14 protein-coding genes are annotated in these 15,284 nt (G+C 66.0%); 7 read left to right on the forward strand and 7 right to left on the reverse strand.

Annotation, left to right across the window (positions count from 1 at the left end; genetic code table 11):
* The first annotated feature begins 214 nt into the window (after positions 1-214).
* From RFA01S_RS13365 to RFA01S_RS13380, 4 genes are read left to right on the forward strand one after another with little or no spacing between them, the layout of a single operon-like run.
* On the forward strand, positions 215-982 hold the full coding sequence (locus tag RFA01S_RS13365) for a DeoR/GlpR family DNA-binding transcription regulator (protein WP_027496851.1): 768 nt from the start codon (positions 215-217) through the stop codon (positions 980-982).
* On the forward strand, positions 979-1,989 hold the full coding sequence (locus tag RFA01S_RS13370; protein WP_032370129.1) for a 1-phosphofructokinase family hexose kinase: 1,011 nt from the start codon (positions 979-981) through the stop codon (positions 1,987-1,989). Before RFA01S_RS13365 ends, RFA01S_RS13370 begins: the two co-directional genes overlap by 4 nt.
* A gap of 8 nt (positions 1,990-1,997) precedes the next feature.
* A complete protein-coding gene (locus RFA01S_RS13375) occupies positions 1,998-4,052 on the forward strand; it encodes a PTS fructose transporter subunit IIABC (RefSeq protein WP_032366477.1) in 2,055 nt (684 codons plus the stop codon).
* A gap of 43 nt (positions 4,053-4,095) precedes the next feature.
* Positions 4,096-4,353 carry an HPr family phosphocarrier protein gene (locus tag RFA01S_RS13380; RefSeq protein WP_027496848.1) on the forward strand — a complete coding sequence of 86 codons (258 nt, stop codon included), beginning with the start codon at positions 4,096-4,098 and terminating at the stop codon, positions 4,351-4,353.
* Here RFA01S_RS13380 and RFA01S_RS13385 read toward each other — a convergent pair.
* The 5 genes from RFA01S_RS13385 to RFA01S_RS13405 all read right to left on the reverse strand — a co-directional run bounded on the left by RFA01S_RS13385 (position 4,350) and on the right by RFA01S_RS13405 (position 9,606).
* On the reverse strand, positions 4,350-5,444 hold the full coding sequence (locus tag RFA01S_RS13385; protein ID WP_032407087.1) for a hypothetical protein: 1,095 nt from the start codon (positions 5,442-5,444) through the stop codon (positions 4,350-4,352). The genes RFA01S_RS13380 and RFA01S_RS13385 overlap by 4 nt on opposite strands.
* Before the next feature lie 5 nt (positions 5,445-5,449).
* The gene (hflX, locus tag RFA01S_RS13390; protein ID WP_051365137.1) at positions 5,450-6,871 is read right to left on the reverse strand and encodes a GTPase HflX; all 1,422 of its coding nucleotides are present in this window, start codon (positions 6,869-6,871) and stop codon (positions 5,450-5,452) included.
* 184 nt (positions 6,872-7,055) lie between these two features.
* The gene (gene dapF / locus RFA01S_RS13395; protein WP_032372566.1) at positions 7,056-7,925 is read right to left on the reverse strand and encodes a diaminopimelate epimerase; all 870 of its coding nucleotides are present in this window, start codon (positions 7,923-7,925) and stop codon (positions 7,056-7,058) included.
* A gap of 24 nt (positions 7,926-7,949) precedes the next feature.
* The gene (miaA, locus tag RFA01S_RS13400; protein ID WP_052060651.1) at positions 7,950-8,891 is read right to left on the reverse strand and encodes a tRNA (adenosine(37)-N6)-dimethylallyltransferase MiaA; all 942 of its coding nucleotides are present in this window, start codon (positions 8,889-8,891) and stop codon (positions 7,950-7,952) included.
* Positions 8,884-9,606: a class III extradiol dioxygenase subunit B-like domain-containing protein gene (locus tag RFA01S_RS13405; protein WP_032372567.1), complete on the reverse strand. Its 723-nt coding sequence runs from the start codon at positions 9,604-9,606 to the stop codon at positions 8,884-8,886. The genes miaA and RFA01S_RS13405 overlap by 8 nt, the downstream gene beginning before the upstream one ends.
* Positions 9,607-9,758: 152 nt before the next feature.
* Between RFA01S_RS13405 and RFA01S_RS13410 the strand changes: the two genes are divergently transcribed.
* Positions 9,759-11,234, forward strand: a complete 1,476-nt coding sequence (locus RFA01S_RS13410; RefSeq protein ID WP_032407086.1) for a DUF349 domain-containing protein — start codon at positions 9,759-9,761, stop codon at positions 11,232-11,234.
* A gap of 26 nt (positions 11,235-11,260) precedes the next feature.
* Here RFA01S_RS13410 and RFA01S_RS13415 read toward each other — a convergent pair whose 3' ends face one another.
* Both RFA01S_RS13415 and miaB read right to left on the reverse strand, forming a co-directional pair.
* Complete coding sequence (locus RFA01S_RS13415) at positions 11,261-11,848, reverse strand: Rv2732c family membrane protein (RefSeq protein ID WP_032407124.1); 588 nt, start codon at positions 11,846-11,848, stop codon at positions 11,261-11,263.
* Positions 11,845-13,395, reverse strand: coding sequence for a tRNA (N6-isopentenyl adenosine(37)-C2)-methylthiotransferase MiaB (gene miaB / locus RFA01S_RS13420; protein ID WP_072692104.1), 1,551 nt, complete (start codon positions 13,393-13,395; stop codon positions 11,845-11,847). The genes RFA01S_RS13415 and miaB overlap by 4 nt, the downstream gene beginning before the upstream one ends.
* 249 nt (positions 13,396-13,644) lie before the next feature.
* On the opposite strand from miaB, the gene RFA01S_RS13425 reads away from it, so the two are divergent.
* Both RFA01S_RS13425 and RFA01S_RS13430 read left to right on the forward strand, forming a co-directional pair.
* Positions 13,645-14,373, forward strand: a complete 729-nt coding sequence (locus RFA01S_RS13425) for an amino acid ABC transporter ATP-binding protein (RefSeq protein ID WP_174557262.1) — start codon at positions 13,645-13,647, stop codon at positions 14,371-14,373.
* 52 nt (positions 14,374-14,425) lie between these two features.
* On the forward strand, positions 14,426-15,256 hold the full coding sequence (locus RFA01S_RS13430; RefSeq protein WP_027496838.1) for a glutamate ABC transporter substrate-binding protein: 831 nt from the start codon (positions 14,426-14,428) through the stop codon (positions 15,254-15,256).
* Positions 15,257-15,284 lie beyond the last annotated feature (28 nt).

Below are 15,284 nucleotides of genomic sequence, written 5' to 3' on the forward strand. Positions count from 1 at the left end.
GCATCGGTGTGTCCGGTCGATGCGGTGCTGACCGATCCCGTCATGTGGTCCTCCTCGGATCCTGCGTGTACGTCTGTCGTCCCGGATGTCAGATGAGTGTGCCGCACCTGGCTTCCCGATGATGTTGTGACCGAGATTACTCCAAACCCTTGACATGTCAACACACACGGGCGTAAAACAACATAAAGCAACATCAACCGGGAAGGAGACGCAGGTGTACGCAGAAGAAAGACAGCACGCCATCGCTGAGCTGATCAGCACGCAAGGACGCGTCTCCGTCAACGACCTGGCCGCCAACTACGGCGTCACCACCGAGACCGTGCGACGCGATCTGGCCACCCTCGATCGACTGGGAGTGGTACGCCGCGTGCACGGTGGAGCGGTACCCGCCTCGGCGTTGACCACACTCGAGCCGGGCGTCTCGGAACGAGAGTTCACCCGCGCGGACCAGAAGGACGCGATCGCAGCGGCTGCGTTGTCGTTCCTCCCACCCGTCGGCGGCAGTGCGGTCTTCGATGCGGGCACCACCACCGGCCGCCTGGCGGGACTGCTACCGCACGATCGCGAACTCACCATGGTCACCAATTCCGTACCGATCGCAGCCCGGGCCGCAACCATGCCGAGCATCAGTCTTCGATTGCTCGGCGGGCGTGTTCGAGGAACGACACAGGCCGCTGTGGGCGACGAGGCACTGCGCGCCCTCGAATGGCTACGGGTGGACGTTGCGTTCATCGGAACCAACGCCATCAGCGTCGGACACGGACTGTCCACCCCCGACAGCGACGAAGCCGCGGTCAAGCGCGCCATGGTCGACGCCGCGAACCATGTTGTCGTGCTGGCAGATTCGTCGAAGATCGGCCGCGAGCACCTGGTGAGTTTCGCCCGAGTAGACACCATCGACGTCATCGTCACCGACAGCGACATCTCGAACGAAGACCGTAAACAACTCAGCAACAAAGGAATCGAGGTGGTGATCGCATGATGGTCACGCTCACGGCCAATCCGAGCATGGACCGCACGGTCACGCTCGAGACGCCACTGACCCGCGGCGGAGTGCACCGGGCGTCGTCCTCGGCCGTCGACCCGGGTGGCAAGGGCGTCAACGTCGCTCGCGTCATCGGCGGATCGGGAGTAGAGGCGCTGGCCGTCCTGCCGGCCAACGTCGGCGATCCATTACTCGACGCGATGTCCGCCAAAGGCGTTCGATACTCGGCAGTTCCGACGTCCGGACCGGCGCGCACCAACATCACCGTCAGCGAAATCGGTGGCACGACCACCAAGATCAACGAGCCGGGTGCAACGGTGTCGGAGCAGACACGCGCCGAGCTGCGAGACCGGATTCTCACGCTCGCTGTCGATGCCGAGTGGGTGGTGCTGTCGGGTTCGCTTCCTCCCGGCCTGCCCGTCGAGTGGTACGCGGAACTGGTTGTCGCCCTTCGCGCTACCACGGCCAAAGTTGCGGTGGACACCTCCGACGAGCCGCTGCTCGCTCTCGCGGATCGGTTTCCGGAATCGGCACCCGACCTGATCAAGCCCAATTCGGAGGAACTCGCCCAGCTCACCGGGTACGATTCCGAGGAGTTGGAAAGCGCTGCGGCACAGGGTGATCCGTCGGCCGCTGTTTCCGCCGCGACGATCCTTCTCGGCCGAGGAGTAGGTGCCGTACTGGCGACGCTCGGCAGCGCCGGAGCAGTCCTGGTCACCCAGGGCGGTGCCTGGTACGCCAGCCCACCTCCGATCACGGCCGTCAGCACCGTCGGCGCAGGAGACTCCTCGCTGGCCGGCTACATTCTGGCCGACGTCGAGAACTGTTCCGACGCAGACAAACTTCGCCGCGCCGTCGCCTACGGAACGGCAGCCACCGCACTTCCAGGCACCACGCTTCCCCTGCCCGAGCAGACCCATCCGACTTCGGTGACGGTTCGCGCGCTCGACATCTCCACGTCCGTCACCCCGTCCACGCTCTCCCCTTCTTCGAACCGTCTCTAGGAGTCCCCATGTCCACCCCCACCGAAGATCAGCCGATCATCGCCGAGGATCTGATCCTCCTCGACGCCGATCTGGGCGAATCCAAAGCTGCCGTCATCGAACGCCTCGCAGGCGTGCTGGCCCACGCGGGTCGCGCAACCGACACCGACGCCCTGCGCGACGCAGCCCTTGCGCGCGAAGCCCAGTCGGCCACCGGCCTGCCCGGCGGCATCGCAATTCCGCACTGCCGTTCCGAGGCGGTCACGAGCGCCTCGCTCGGCTTCGCCCGCCTGAACCCCAAGGTCGACTTCGGCGCCCCCGACGGCCCCGCCGACCTCGTCTTCCTCATCGCTGCACCGGCCGGAGCCGGTTCGGCGCACATGAAGCTGCTCTCCAGCCTGGCTCGGGCACTGGTCAAGCCCGAATTCGTCACCTCACTGCGCAACGCGTCCTCGCCCGCCGAGATCGTCTCGCTGGTCGACGGAGTCATCAACCCGGCCGCCAAGCCGGTTGCCGCAACCGCTGCAGCTGCGCCGGTCGACACCGCGAAGCACAGTGCGCCTGCAGCCACCCCCGAGACGGCAACATCCGCCTCGCCCAAGCACATCGTGGCAATCACCGCCTGCCCCACCGGAATTGCGCACACCTACATGGCTGCCGATTCACTCGTCGCCGCAGGCGAGCGCGCGGGTGTCACGGTGCACGTGGAGACTCAGGGCTCGAGCGGCAGCACGCCCCTCGACCCCGCACTCATCGCCGGTGCCGAGGCCGTCATCTTCGCCACCGACGTGGGCGTCAAGGGCCGTGAGCGATTCGCCGGTAAGCCCGTCATCTCTTCCGGCGTCAAGCGCGCCATCAACGAGCCCGACGTCATGGTCACCGAAGCGCTCCGCGCAGCTCTCAATCCGGATGCTGCTCGCGTCGGCGGCACCGCTGTCGCGGCCGGCTCCACCGACTCTGCCGGTGAGCTCGGATGGGGCACCCGCCTGCGTCAGATCCTGCTGACCGGTGTCAGCTACATGATTCCGTTCGTCGCCGCCGGTGGACTCCTGATCGCCCTCGGATTCCTGCTCGGTGGGTACGAAATCAAGGATGTCGCCGAGGACATCGTCGTCAACAACTCCATCACTTCGCTGCCCGACGGCGGAATCGCCGCCTACCTCGGTGCCGTGCTGTTCCAGATCGGCGCGCTGTCCTTCAGCTTCCTGGTGCCCGCGCTGGCCGGTTACATTTCCTATGCCATAGCCGACAGACCAGGTCTGGCACCAGGTTTCACCGCCGGCGCAGTGGCCGTGTTGGTGGGCGCAGGCTTCATCGGCGGTCTCGTCGGTGGCCTGATCGCCGGCTTCGTCGCACTGTGGATCAGCAAGTGGAAGATCCCCGCGGTTCTGCGTGGCCTTATGCCGGTTGTCATCATCCCGCTGTTCGCCACCCTCATCGTCGGCGCGATCATGTTCCTGCTGCTCGGCAAGCCGCTCGCCGCGATCACCAGTGGACTGACCGACTGGCTCAACGGACTCAGCGGTTCCTCGGTGATCATCCTCGGCATCATTCTCGGCCTGATGATGTGCTTCGACCTCGGCGGACCGGTCAACAAGGCGGCCTACGCCTTCGCCACTGCAGGCCTGTCGGTCACCGACACCGCCTCACTGCGCATCATGGCAGCGGTCATGGCGGCCGGAATGGTGCCGCCCCTGGCCATGGCACTGGCCTCGACCGTTCGTTCGCGTCTGTTCACCGAGGCCGAGCGCGAGAACGGTAAGGCTGCATGGTTCCTCGGAGCAGCATTCATCTCCGAGGGCGCCATCCCGTTCGCCGCGGCCGATCCGTTCCGCGTCATCCCCTCGATGATGGCCGGCGGCGCAGTCACCGGTGCCATGATCATGGCCTTCAACGTCACCCTCAGCGCGCCCCACGGCGGGATCTTCGTGTTCTTCGCCATCGGAAACATCCTGTGGTTCATCGTCTCGCTGGCCGTGGGCACCATCGTCTCCGCATTCCTGGTGGTCTCCGCCAAGCAGTTCATCAAGGGCAAGAACGCACCGACCGACGCCGAACTCGACCCGGCACTCGCCACCGTCTGACGCTCGATACGATCCAACGAACCCACTACGCAAGGAGCAGCACATGCCCAGCACCACAGTCGCAGTCGGATCCTCGATCGGCCTGCACGCCCGCCCCGCAGCACTGATCGCCGATGCCGTAGCCGAAGCCGGAGTCGACGTCACGCTGGCAACAGCGGACTCCGAGCCGGTGGACGCCGGTTCGGCCCTGATGATCATGACGCTCGGCGCCACCAAGGGCACCGAAGTCACCGTCACCAGCGACGACCAAGCAGCACTCGACAAGGTTGCAGCACTCGTCGAAGCAGACCTGGACGCCTAACCAGAGCGCATCGATCGCCGGACGGTGAATCCCACCGCTCCGGCGATCAGCACCACCCCGGCAGCGACGGCAGCTCGGAATTGCCATTCCGAGTCCGTCGCTGTCGTCGTCTGTGCGGGTGCCGCAGGAGCAGCAGGATCGCGGGTCGGCGACGCCGGCGTAGCCGAAGGTGTCGACAGCTCCACCGACGTCAGGTTCGGAATCTTCAAAATGGGCGGCAGCGTTCCGTCGGTCGGTGCGAACCCGGCTTCCGACGCGAGCAGAAGGGAACCGTCGTCCAGGAACGTCGCCGCCTCGCCCTGTGGCTGAGCCGGTAGCGCGAAAACGGCTCGGGGTGAGGTGGGGTCGACCAGCGCCGACGCGACGTCCCCGTCGGGCGGACGGAACACATACGCATCGGTGTACGTGCGCACCACGGCGGTCGATCCGTTTGCACTCACCGCTCCCCCGGTAGCCAGGATCGAGCCGACCACGAACGGCGGCCCACCGGCCGTACCGGTGGCCGTGAAAGCCATCTCACCGACCTTGCGCAGCGGCGTCGGGCCCGGACTGCTCAGATCGGTGACGGATTCGTCTCCGGTCGGTACGTATACCCCGCTGACACCCGAGAGTTCCTTGGTGACGATCACCGGCCGACCGCCGGGTTCGATGAGCAGTGTCTCGGCGTCGTGTGCGCCGTCGGGGTAGGCCAGTCGATACAGCTCGCCCGCGCCTGTTTCCGGGTCCATTCGCGTCAGTGCCACAGTGTCGCGGCGCAACTGATTGTCGCCGATGTCGGCCAACCACAGTGAGCCGTCGTACGACGCCATGTCCTCCACGTCGTACGGGTCGACGGGAACGTCGATCCAGCGCTGCACCGCACAATTCGCGTCGAGCACCGCCACCCGATCATCGGCACCGCTGTCGCCGATCCCGTACACGGTGCCGTCGAGCACCGTCGCACCGGACAGCTCGTCGAGTCCGGGATCGGTTGGTAGACAGTAGGTTGCAACGTCGACCGGCGCGGCCAGGGCGGTCGATGCACAGGTCAGCACGATCGCCGTGCCGACCACGGCCGCGGCACCACCACGCACCACTGCGCGCGGATTCACCGAACTCAGGCGCTGGGTACGGTCGCGGTGAACTCGACGAGGGCGGCCGCAAGTGATTGCGGCACACGAGCTTCGACGCGCGTGCCGTCCGCCTCGTGCGTCGATTGCACTATTCGGCCGTCGGTGTGGATCCGGGCGACCAGGTCGCCGCGGGTGTACGGGACGAGGACGTCGACCAACACATCGGGCTCGGACAGAATGTCGCCGAGGTGATCCCGCAGTGCATCGATGCCTTCACCGGTCTTGGCCGAGACGAATCGTGCGCCGTCGAGCAGGCCACGCAACTGCGTCAGCTGGACCGGATCTGCGGCGTCGATCTTGTTGACCACCAACAACTCCGGTGGCATCTTCGCGTCCTGCTCGCGGACCACCTCGGTGATCACTTCGCGTACTGCTTTGATTTGATCGATCGGTAGCGGATCGGAACCGTCGACCACGTGCAGCAACAGGTCGGCGTCGGTCACTTCCTCCAGCGTGGAGCGGAAGGCCTCGACCAGCTGGGTCGGCAAGTGCCGGACGAATCCGACGGTATCGGTCAGCACGATGGCGCGGCCGTCTTCGAGCGTCGACTTCCGGGTCGTCGGATCGAGGGTTGCGAACAGCGCATTCTGAACCAGCACACCGGAACCGGTCAGCGCGTTCAACAGACTCGACTTGCCCGCATTGGTGTATCCGACGATCGCGATCGACGGCACCGTGCCACTGAGCCGCTGCTCGCGTTTGGTGTCGCGAGCCTGCTTCATGCCTTTGATCTCACGGCGGAGCTTGGCCATGCGCTCACGGATGCGTCGGCGATCGGTCTCGATCTTCGTCTCACCCGGTCCACGAAGACCCACGCCGCCGTTGCTACCGGCGCGTCCACCCGCCTGACGCGACATGGATTCACCCCAGCCGCGGAGCCTGGGCAACATGTATTCCATCTGGGCGAAGGCGACCTGTGCCTTGCCTTCTCGTGACGTCGCGTGCTGCGCGAAGATGTCGAGGATCAGTGCGGTTCGATCGATGACCTTGACCTTGACGACCTTTTCCAGCGCATTGAGCTGGGCGGGCGTCAGTTCGCCGTCGCAGATCACGGTATCGGCCCCGGTCGCGAGCACGATGTCGCGCAGTTCCTTGGCTTTACCCGAGCCGATGTAGGTTGCAGCGTCGGGTTTGTCCCGGCGCTGCATCAGCGCCTCGAGTACTTCGGAGCCTGCAGTCTCGGCGAGCGCGGCCAGTTCGGTCATGCTGGATTCGGCCTGTGCCGCAGTACCGGTGGTCCATACTCCGACCAGTACGACGCGTTCGAGGCGCAACTGCCGGTACTCGACCTCGGTGACGTCGGCGAGCTCGGTCGACAGTCCGGCGACTCGTCGCAGCGCAGTCCGCTCCTCGAGTTGCATATCGCCCGAGGACGGGGAGTCATCGTCGAGGGGTGAGCGCGCCATCCGCCTCGACCATGCGTCGGACTCCTCGCGGGTCCATGCAGATGCGGTATCGGGTGAACCGTCGGCATCATGGTCGACCGGTTCGCCCGCAGGTGATGTTTCATGTGAGTTCGTCATACAACTCCCATGATCCACGAAAAGCCCAGCGTGTGCACGCGGGTTTCGCTCGGAGCCGGCGCGACGGTCAGGACTGACCGGCGAACCAACGGTCGTCGACCTCTCCCCGGGCGAGCAGTACCGACGGTCCGCGCAGGGTTGCACCGACGTGGTCGATGGCCACTCGGACCCGACCGCCGAGCACACCGACACTCACGTCTCCGGTCTCGAGCCCCTCGTAACTGAGCGCGGCAGCGGCGGCAGCGACGGTTCCGGTGCCACACGAGCGTGTCTCTCCGACGCCGCGTTCGAAGACGCGCATCTCGACTGCACCGTCGTCGAGCCGGGTCAGAATCTCGACGTTCGCACCGTGGGGAAAGAACTCGGAATCGAGAGTCGGCGGAGCGGTGAAGTCCAGCGCCCGCAACGCGGTGCGGTTCAGCGTGGGATCGACGCAGGCCAGATGCGGGTTGCCGACATCGACGCCGATCCCCTCGTACGCTGCACCGGCCAGGGTCGTCGCGCTCGAACCCAGCAGGGTGACGTCGCCCATGGCCACGGTCACGTCGGCATCGGTCTCGTCGTACGAGTGCACCGTCACCGCACGTGCGCCTGCGCGAGAGCCGACCACGAATTGATCGCGCTGCTCGAGATCGTGGACTCGCAGGTAGTGCGCGAAGACTCGGACCCCGTTTCCGCACATCTCGGCGATGGTGCCGTCACCGTTGCGGTAGTCCATGAACCAGTCGTCGGCCTCGACACCGGCCGGGATTCGATCGAGTACACCCGCGTCCCGCAGCACCCCGGCGCGCGCGACACGCAGTACCCCGTCGGCGCCGATCCCCTGCCGTCGATCACACAGCACCGTGACCGCCGACCTGGTGAGTTGGAGCTCGGCACCGGGATCCGGCAGCACGACGAAATCGTTCTGCGTTCCGTGGCCCTTGGCGAATTCCATGTCGGCGAGTCTACGGGGACCGACCTAGCCGAGTTCGATCGCGGACAGCGCATCCGACCGCAGGGTGGGCGATGCGCCGTCGAGCCACCGCACTCGTTCGTCGCGGCGGAACCACGACCGCTGACGGCGCACATAGCGCCTGGTGCCGATGAACGTCCGCTCACGTGCATGGTCGACGTCGTACTCCCCGGCCAGCACATCGAGCGCCTGGGCGTATCCGATCGCCCGTGACGCCGTCACTCCGTCGCGCAGGCCGAGCTCCAGCAACCCTTCGACCTCGTCGATCAACCCGGAATCGAACATGCGCCGAGTACGCAGATCGATCCTCTCGTCCAACTCTGCGGTGTCGCGGTCGACGCCGAGCACCACCGTGCCCCAGCGCGGTTCACCGATGACGGGGGCCGAGGCCGCGAAAGGCCGACCGGTCAATTCGACCACTTCCAAGGCCCGCACCATCCGCCGTCCGTCCGTGGGCAGGATCGACGCGGCAGCGTCCGGATCGACCTCCGTCAGAGCGCGGTGGATCGCGTCGACTCCGTCGCGTTCGAGCACCGCCTCCCACTTGGCCCGGACGACCGGGTCCGTGGCGGGAAAGGCCCATTCGTCGAGCAGTGATTGGACGTACATCATCGAACCGCCCACGATGATCGGCCGACGGCCACGGGATCGAATGTTCTCGACGTCGGCGACGGCAGCAGATTGGTAACGCGCCACCGTCGCGATATCGGTGACCTCGAGCACATCGAGCTGATGGTGCACGATGCCGCGGCGCTCCGGCACGGTCACTTTCGCGGTACCGATGTCCATCCCCCGGTATTGCTGCATCGCGTCGATGTTGACGATCTCCCCGCCCAGCTCCTCGGCCAGGTCCAGCGCCAGGTCCGATTTGCCCGCTGCGGTCGGTCCGATCACTGCCACCGGTGTCGTGGCCGAATCCTCGGCGGTCGCCCCGGTTTCGTCAGCCACGGGACCAGACTCCGACGAAGTATCCGACACCGAACGGTGCGCCCCGATACAGCTCGGTCGTCGAGACGGGGTCGGTTCCCACGAGTGCGGCGAGCATCTGCACGGCCGGTCGGCCCCGCACGCCGATCGCTGCGCAGAGGCCCTCGTCGAGCTCCGCGAGGGCGTCGACGTCGGCGGTGGCAAGAGCATCGTCGATGCGACGCTGCACGTCCGCGGCGCGCGAATCGAACGACCCCGGTGCCTTCGGGGTGAGGGTGTTCGCGCCGTCTGCCAGCACCAACACTCCCCACCTGTCGTCGGACGCGTCGAGTTCGCGGCGCAGTTGCATCCCAGCGTGCGAGCACCATCGTGCGCTCGCGTCCGCGGGTACCGTGCGGACCTCGATTGCCCTGTCGGCCGCCGCCGCACCGCGCAGCCAGCCGGCGAGGAGAACCGCCAGCGGCAACTCGGGGTCCGGCCCGGACCGTGCCGGCGAACCGGACAGCCGCACCTCCACATCGACGCCGTACCCACGCATGGTGCCGACCGTCGTCTCGTCGTAACGCCCCTCGCCGTCGTCGACGCCGACCGCGAGCCACCGGTCGGCCACCGCGGACAGCTGCTCGACAGCAGACACAGCAGCGGCCCGAAGCTCGGTTGCCTCGGCTGCTGCCCGGCCCATCAGTTCGGGGACCAGTAACGGCGGAGAGGGCACCAGGGCCGCGGCACAGAACACACGTATCACGCTAGTCGGTGACGCGACTTGGCCGGACGAGTCCACCTCGAACCGTCTGAGCTGTTTCAATGGTCCGATCGGTCGTCACCGAGTTCAATGGTGTCCAGATCGCGATCGTAGGCAGCCGTGACGCGCGGCAGAGATGAGGAACAATGACCGACCCGAACGCCGGTACCCCCACCACCCCCGACGCCCCGTCGTCGGTTGCACCCGCCGATCATTCCGGCGGTGACGCGACCGGTACACCTCCGACCGGAGGACCCAAGCCAGGTGGCGGCCCCAAGCCCGGCGGCGGACCGAAGCCCGGCGGACCGAGTTCTGCTTCTCCTCGTCCCGGGGCACCCCGCCCCGGTGGCTCCTCGGCAGCCAAGCCGCACCCGACGGCCGCGCATGTGCCCACCGTGGTCGCGCCGGCGAGCGATCCGAGCAAGTACGGCCGGGTCGACGACGACGGCACCGCGTGGGTGAGCACCTCGGACGGCGAGCGTCAGGTCGGCTCCTGGCAAGCGGGCGACGCAGCGGAAGGCCTCGCGCATTTCGGGCGGCGCTACGACGATCTGGCCACCGAGGTCGGACTGCTCGAAGCCCGATTGACGTCGGGTACCGGTGATGCCAAGAAAACCAAGGCTGCGGCCTCGGCGCTGCTGGAGAGCCTGCCGACGGCTGCGGTGATCGGCGACCTCGATCTGCTGGCTCGCCGACTCCACGCCGTCGTCGAGCACTCCGACGCAGCAGCGGCGGTCGCCAAGCAGGAGAAGGAGCTCGAACGCGCCGAGCACACTGCCCGTAAGGAAGCCCTCGCCGCCGAGGCCGAGCAGATCGGCAGTGAATCGACGCAGTGGAAGCATGCCGGGGACCGGCTGCGCGAGATTCTGGATGAATGGAAGACGATCCGCGGGGTGGATCGAAAGATCGACGATGCGCTGTGGAAGCGGTACTCGAAGGCCAGGGAGAACTTCAACCGGCGTCGTGGAGCGCATTTCGCTGATCTCGATCGGGAGCGAGGAGCAGCCAAGACCCGCAAGGAAGAGCTGGTCGAGCGCGCAAAAGCGTTGTCCTCGTCCACCGATTGGGGTCCCACTGCAGCAGCATTCCGAGACCTGTTGGTGGAGTGGAAAGCGTCGGGCCGGGCTCCGCGGGACGCCGACGACGCATTGTGGAAGAACTTCAAGGCCGCCCAGGACGTATTCTTCGCGGCACGCAACGCCGCGGCGTCGGAGCGGGACGCGGAATTCGAGGCCAACGCCGAGGCCAAGGAAGCGTTGTTGGCAAAGACACATATCGATCCGAGCAAGGACCTGGACGCTGCTCGTGCGGCGCTGCGTGATCTGCAGGACAAGTGGGACGCCATCGGCAAGGTTCCGCGCGAGAAGATGCAGGAACTCGAAGGCAAGCTCCGCGCGATCGAGAAGACCGTCCACGACGCCGTGGAGTCTCAGTGGCGTCGGTCCGACCCCGAGGCGGTTGCCCGCGCGGCTCAGTTCCGTGAGCGAGTGGCCCAGTTCGAGGATCAAGCGGCCAAGGCGACGGCGGCAGGCAAGACCAAGGACGCCGAACGGGCGCGTGCGCAGGCCCAGCAGTGGCGTGAATGGGCCGATGCCGCGGAAAGTGCCGTCGACGAGTTGTGACCTGCAGTGCGGGCGGCCACACGAACTCAGGGGTTCGAGTGGCCGTCCCACAGGCGTAGCTTCTGCTCGCCCGACGCCGCCGCGATACGGCGCTGTTCCTGAGCGGCGAGCTGAGAGTTGGTCTTGTTCCATACGGCTTTGAGCCAATGGAACGTCAGCACCATCACCGCGATCCACGCAATGACGAGACCGATGCCCGGTCCGCCGCCCTGCAGGTTGTCCGGCACGGTCTGCCGCGTCCAGATCGAGAGCATCCCGTACACCGACGACACCGCACACCCGGCGAGGGCGGCCCAGGCCAGCGCCCAGACGCGGGTGACCAGCGCGAGCACCGACATCACCACACCGAACGTCAGCACCAGCACGACGAAAACGCGCGACGGCAGGGCAATCGATTCCGCGACCGCTGTTTCGCTGCCCGTCAGCACGTCGAATCCGGTGGCCGATCCGGTGTGCGGCAACGCGAACGTGACCAACAGAACCAGCACAAGACCGGCCACCACCATGGCTCGCGCTCCCGGATCCAGCTCGGTCATCACCGCTCGCTCGGTTCGTCCGAGTTCCTCGGCGGTTCGCGAGGGTACGACGCGATCGGGTCCATCTGTGTCTGTCATACGGTGCATCCTGTCTGAACCGGAAGCGGTGCCGGGGCACCGATCGAGGGAAGTCCGAGACCGACCCCGATCGGGGCCGTCTTCGGCATGATGCCGCGTTCGTGGGCGTCGCCTGCCGCGGTCCGTCGGTGCGTCAGCACTCCGGCGTCGGCGATCAGGTGGTACGGGGCCGCGGCGGTCAGGGTCGTCGTGACGACGTCGCCCGGGCGAATGTCGCCCGCCCGCTCGGCGTCGACGGCGAAGTGCACCAGTCGGCCGTCCCTGGCGCGTCCGCTCATCCGATGAGTTGCGTTGTTCTTGCGCCCCTCACCGGTGGCGACGAGCAATTCGACCTCGGTGCCGATCAGGGCCTGATTCGCGGCCAGGACGATCTCCTCCTGCAACGCGATCAACCGCAGATACCGTTCCTGTACAACCTCTTTCGGTACCTGATCGGGCATGTCGGCTGCCGGGGTGCCCGGACGCTTGGAGTACTGGAAGGTGTACGCGTTGGCGAACTTCGCGCGCCGCACCACCTCGAGCGTCTGCTCGAAATCCTCTTCGGTCTCGCCGGGGAAGCCGACGATGATGTCGGTGGTGATGGCCGCGTGCGGCATGGCCGCGCGAACCTTGTCGATGATGCCCATGAACTTCGTCTGTCGATAGGACCTGCGCATCGCCTTGAGGATTCGGTCCGAGCCGGACTGCAGCGGCATGTGCAGAGTGGGACAGATGTTCGGGGTCGATGCCATCGCCTCGATGACGTCGTCGGTGAACTCGGCCGGATGCGGAGACGTGAACCGCACTCGCTCGAGTCCTTCGATGGATCCGCACGCGGTCAGCAGCGCGGCGAACGCCCCGCGGTCGCGAGGTAGATCGGGGTCGGCAAACGAGGCACCGTAGGCGTTGACGTTCTGCCCCAGCAGCGTCACCTCGAGCACGCCCTGGTCCACCAAAGCCTGTACCTCGGCGAGGATGTCGCCCGGCCTGCGGTCGATCTCCTTGCCGCGCAGCGCCGGAACGATGCAGAAAGTGCAAGTGTTGTTGCAGCCCACCGAAATCGATACCCAGCCGGCGTACGCGGACTCCCGCTTGGCCGGCAGGGTGGACGGGAAGGCGTCGAGAGACTCGAGTATCTCGACCTGAGCCTGCTCGTTGTGCCGGGCGCGCTCGAGCAGTACCGGCAGCGATCCGATGTTGTGCGTACCGAAGACCACGTCCACCCACGGAGCCCTGTCCACGACGGTGTTGCGGTCCTTCTGCGCCAGGCAACCGCCGACGGCAATCTGCATATTGGGGTTTCGCGTCTTCGCGGGCCGGAGCATGCCGAGGTTTCCGTACAGCTTGTTGTCCGCGTTCTCGCGTACAGCGCACGTGTTGAACACCACGAGATCTGCGTCGGTACCGGCGTCGGCGGGCACGTAACCAGCCTCTTCGAGCAGCCCGGACAGGCGTTCGGAATCATGAACGTTCATCTGGCAGCCGTGTGTGCGCACCTCGTAGCTGCGGGCACCTGCCGCCGATGGGGCACTGGCCGTCTCGGGGTCGACGCTCCCGCGATCGGTCACGTCCACGGTCGAAAAAACACTCGTTTGCACCTCTTCAGGGTACGTCCATCGCACGGGCGGACACGCCGGGGTCACGGGGCCCTCCGCGGACTGTGCAGGCGCTATGCGAGCCGACAGTAAAGTTTCCATTACATAATCGAAGACTGCGGGCGAAAACGCCGGTCGGCGAGGAAACTACGCATAGGGTTTCCACCTATGACGCACGCCACCGACGCCCCGGCAGCGACACCACCGCCGGGCACCCCTTCGATGATCTCGCTCAAATCCGTCGACAAGCACTTCGGTGATCTGCACGTACTCAAGGACATCAATCTCGAAGTGCCGGCCGGCCAGGTCGTCATCGTCGTGGGTCCGTCCGGATCCGGTAAGTCGACGCTGTGCCGGACGATCAACCGGTTGGAGCCGATCGATTCCGGTGCCATCGAGGTCGACGGGGATCTACTCCCCGCCGAGGGCAAGGCCCTCGCTGCACTGCGTGCGGATGTCGGCATGGTCTTCCAGTCGTTCAACCTCTTCGCACACAAGACCATTCTGCAGAACGTCATGCTGGCACCGATGAAGGTGAGAAAGCTCAAGAAGGACGAGGCCGAGAAGAGCGCACTGGCTCTGCTCGAACGCGTCGGCATCGCCAACCAGGCAGACAAGTACCCGGCTCAGCTGTCGGGTGGTCAGCAACAGCGCGTGGCCATCGCCCGCTCACTCGCCATGAACCCCAAAGTGATGCTCTTCGACGAGCCCACCTCGGCCCTGGATCCGGAGATGGTCAACGAGGTACTCGACGTCATGACCTCGCTGGCCAAGGAGGGCATGACAATGCTCGTCGTCACCCACGAGATGGGCTTCGCCCGCAAGGCAGGCGACCGAGTCATCTTCATGGCCGACGGTGCCGTCGTCGAGGACACCGATCCCGAAACCTTCTTCAAGTCCCCGAAGTCCGAACGCGCCAAGGACTTCCTCGGCAAGATCCTCGGTCACTGATCAGATTCACCGCTCGCCCCATTACGTACGACCTATCCGAAGGACATTCACTGTGAGAATCACCCGACCGCTTCGCCTCGGTGTCGCCATCGCCGCTCTGTCCATCGTCGCCACCGCCTGCGGCGGCGGCGAAGAAGCGCGCACCATCTCGAGCAGCGCCGAGAACGGCAGCCTCATCGTCGGCATCAAGTTCGATCAGCCGGGCCTCGGCCTCCGTAATCCGGACGGCTCGTTCAGCGGCTTCGACGTCGAGGTGGCCAAGTACGTCGCAGGCAAGCTCGGTGTCGACGAGGCGAACATCGAATTCAAGGAATCCCCGTCCGCGCAGCGCGAGACGCTGATCCAGAACGGTGAGGTCGACTACATCGTCGCCACCTACTCCATCACCGACACCCGCAAGGAGAAGGTCGGCTTCGCCGGACCGTACTTCGTAGCAGGTCAGTCGCTCCTGGTGAAGCAGGACAACACCGACATCACCGGTCCCGATTCACTCGAGGGCAAGAAGCTGTGCTCGGTCACCGGTTCCACCCCGGCACAGAACATCGCCGACGAGTACCCGGGAGTCCAGCTTCAGCCGTTCGACACCTACTCCGCCTGCGTCGAAGCACTGCGCAACGGCACCGTGGACGCCGTCACCACCGACGACATCATCCTTGCCGGTTACGCCGCTCAGTCCCCCGGTCAGTTCAAGGTGGTCGGTGAGCCCTTCACCACCGAGAACTACGGCATCGGCCTGAACAAGGACGACACCGACGGACGCAACAAGATCAACGACGCCATCGAAGAGATGGTGACCAGCGGTGCCTGGGAGCAGGCGTTCAACGACACCGTCGGCGCGTCGGGCTACCCGCTGCCGAGCCCGCCCACCGTCGACCGCTACTGATCGACTGCTACTGATCGACCACGCCGTC

Origin of the sequence: Rhodococcoides fascians NBRC 12155 = LMG 3623 (assembly GCF_001894785.1) — a bacterium.
In the GTDB taxonomy this organism is placed as follows: Bacteria; Actinomycetota; Actinomycetes; order Mycobacteriales; family Mycobacteriaceae; genus Rhodococcoides; species Rhodococcoides fascians.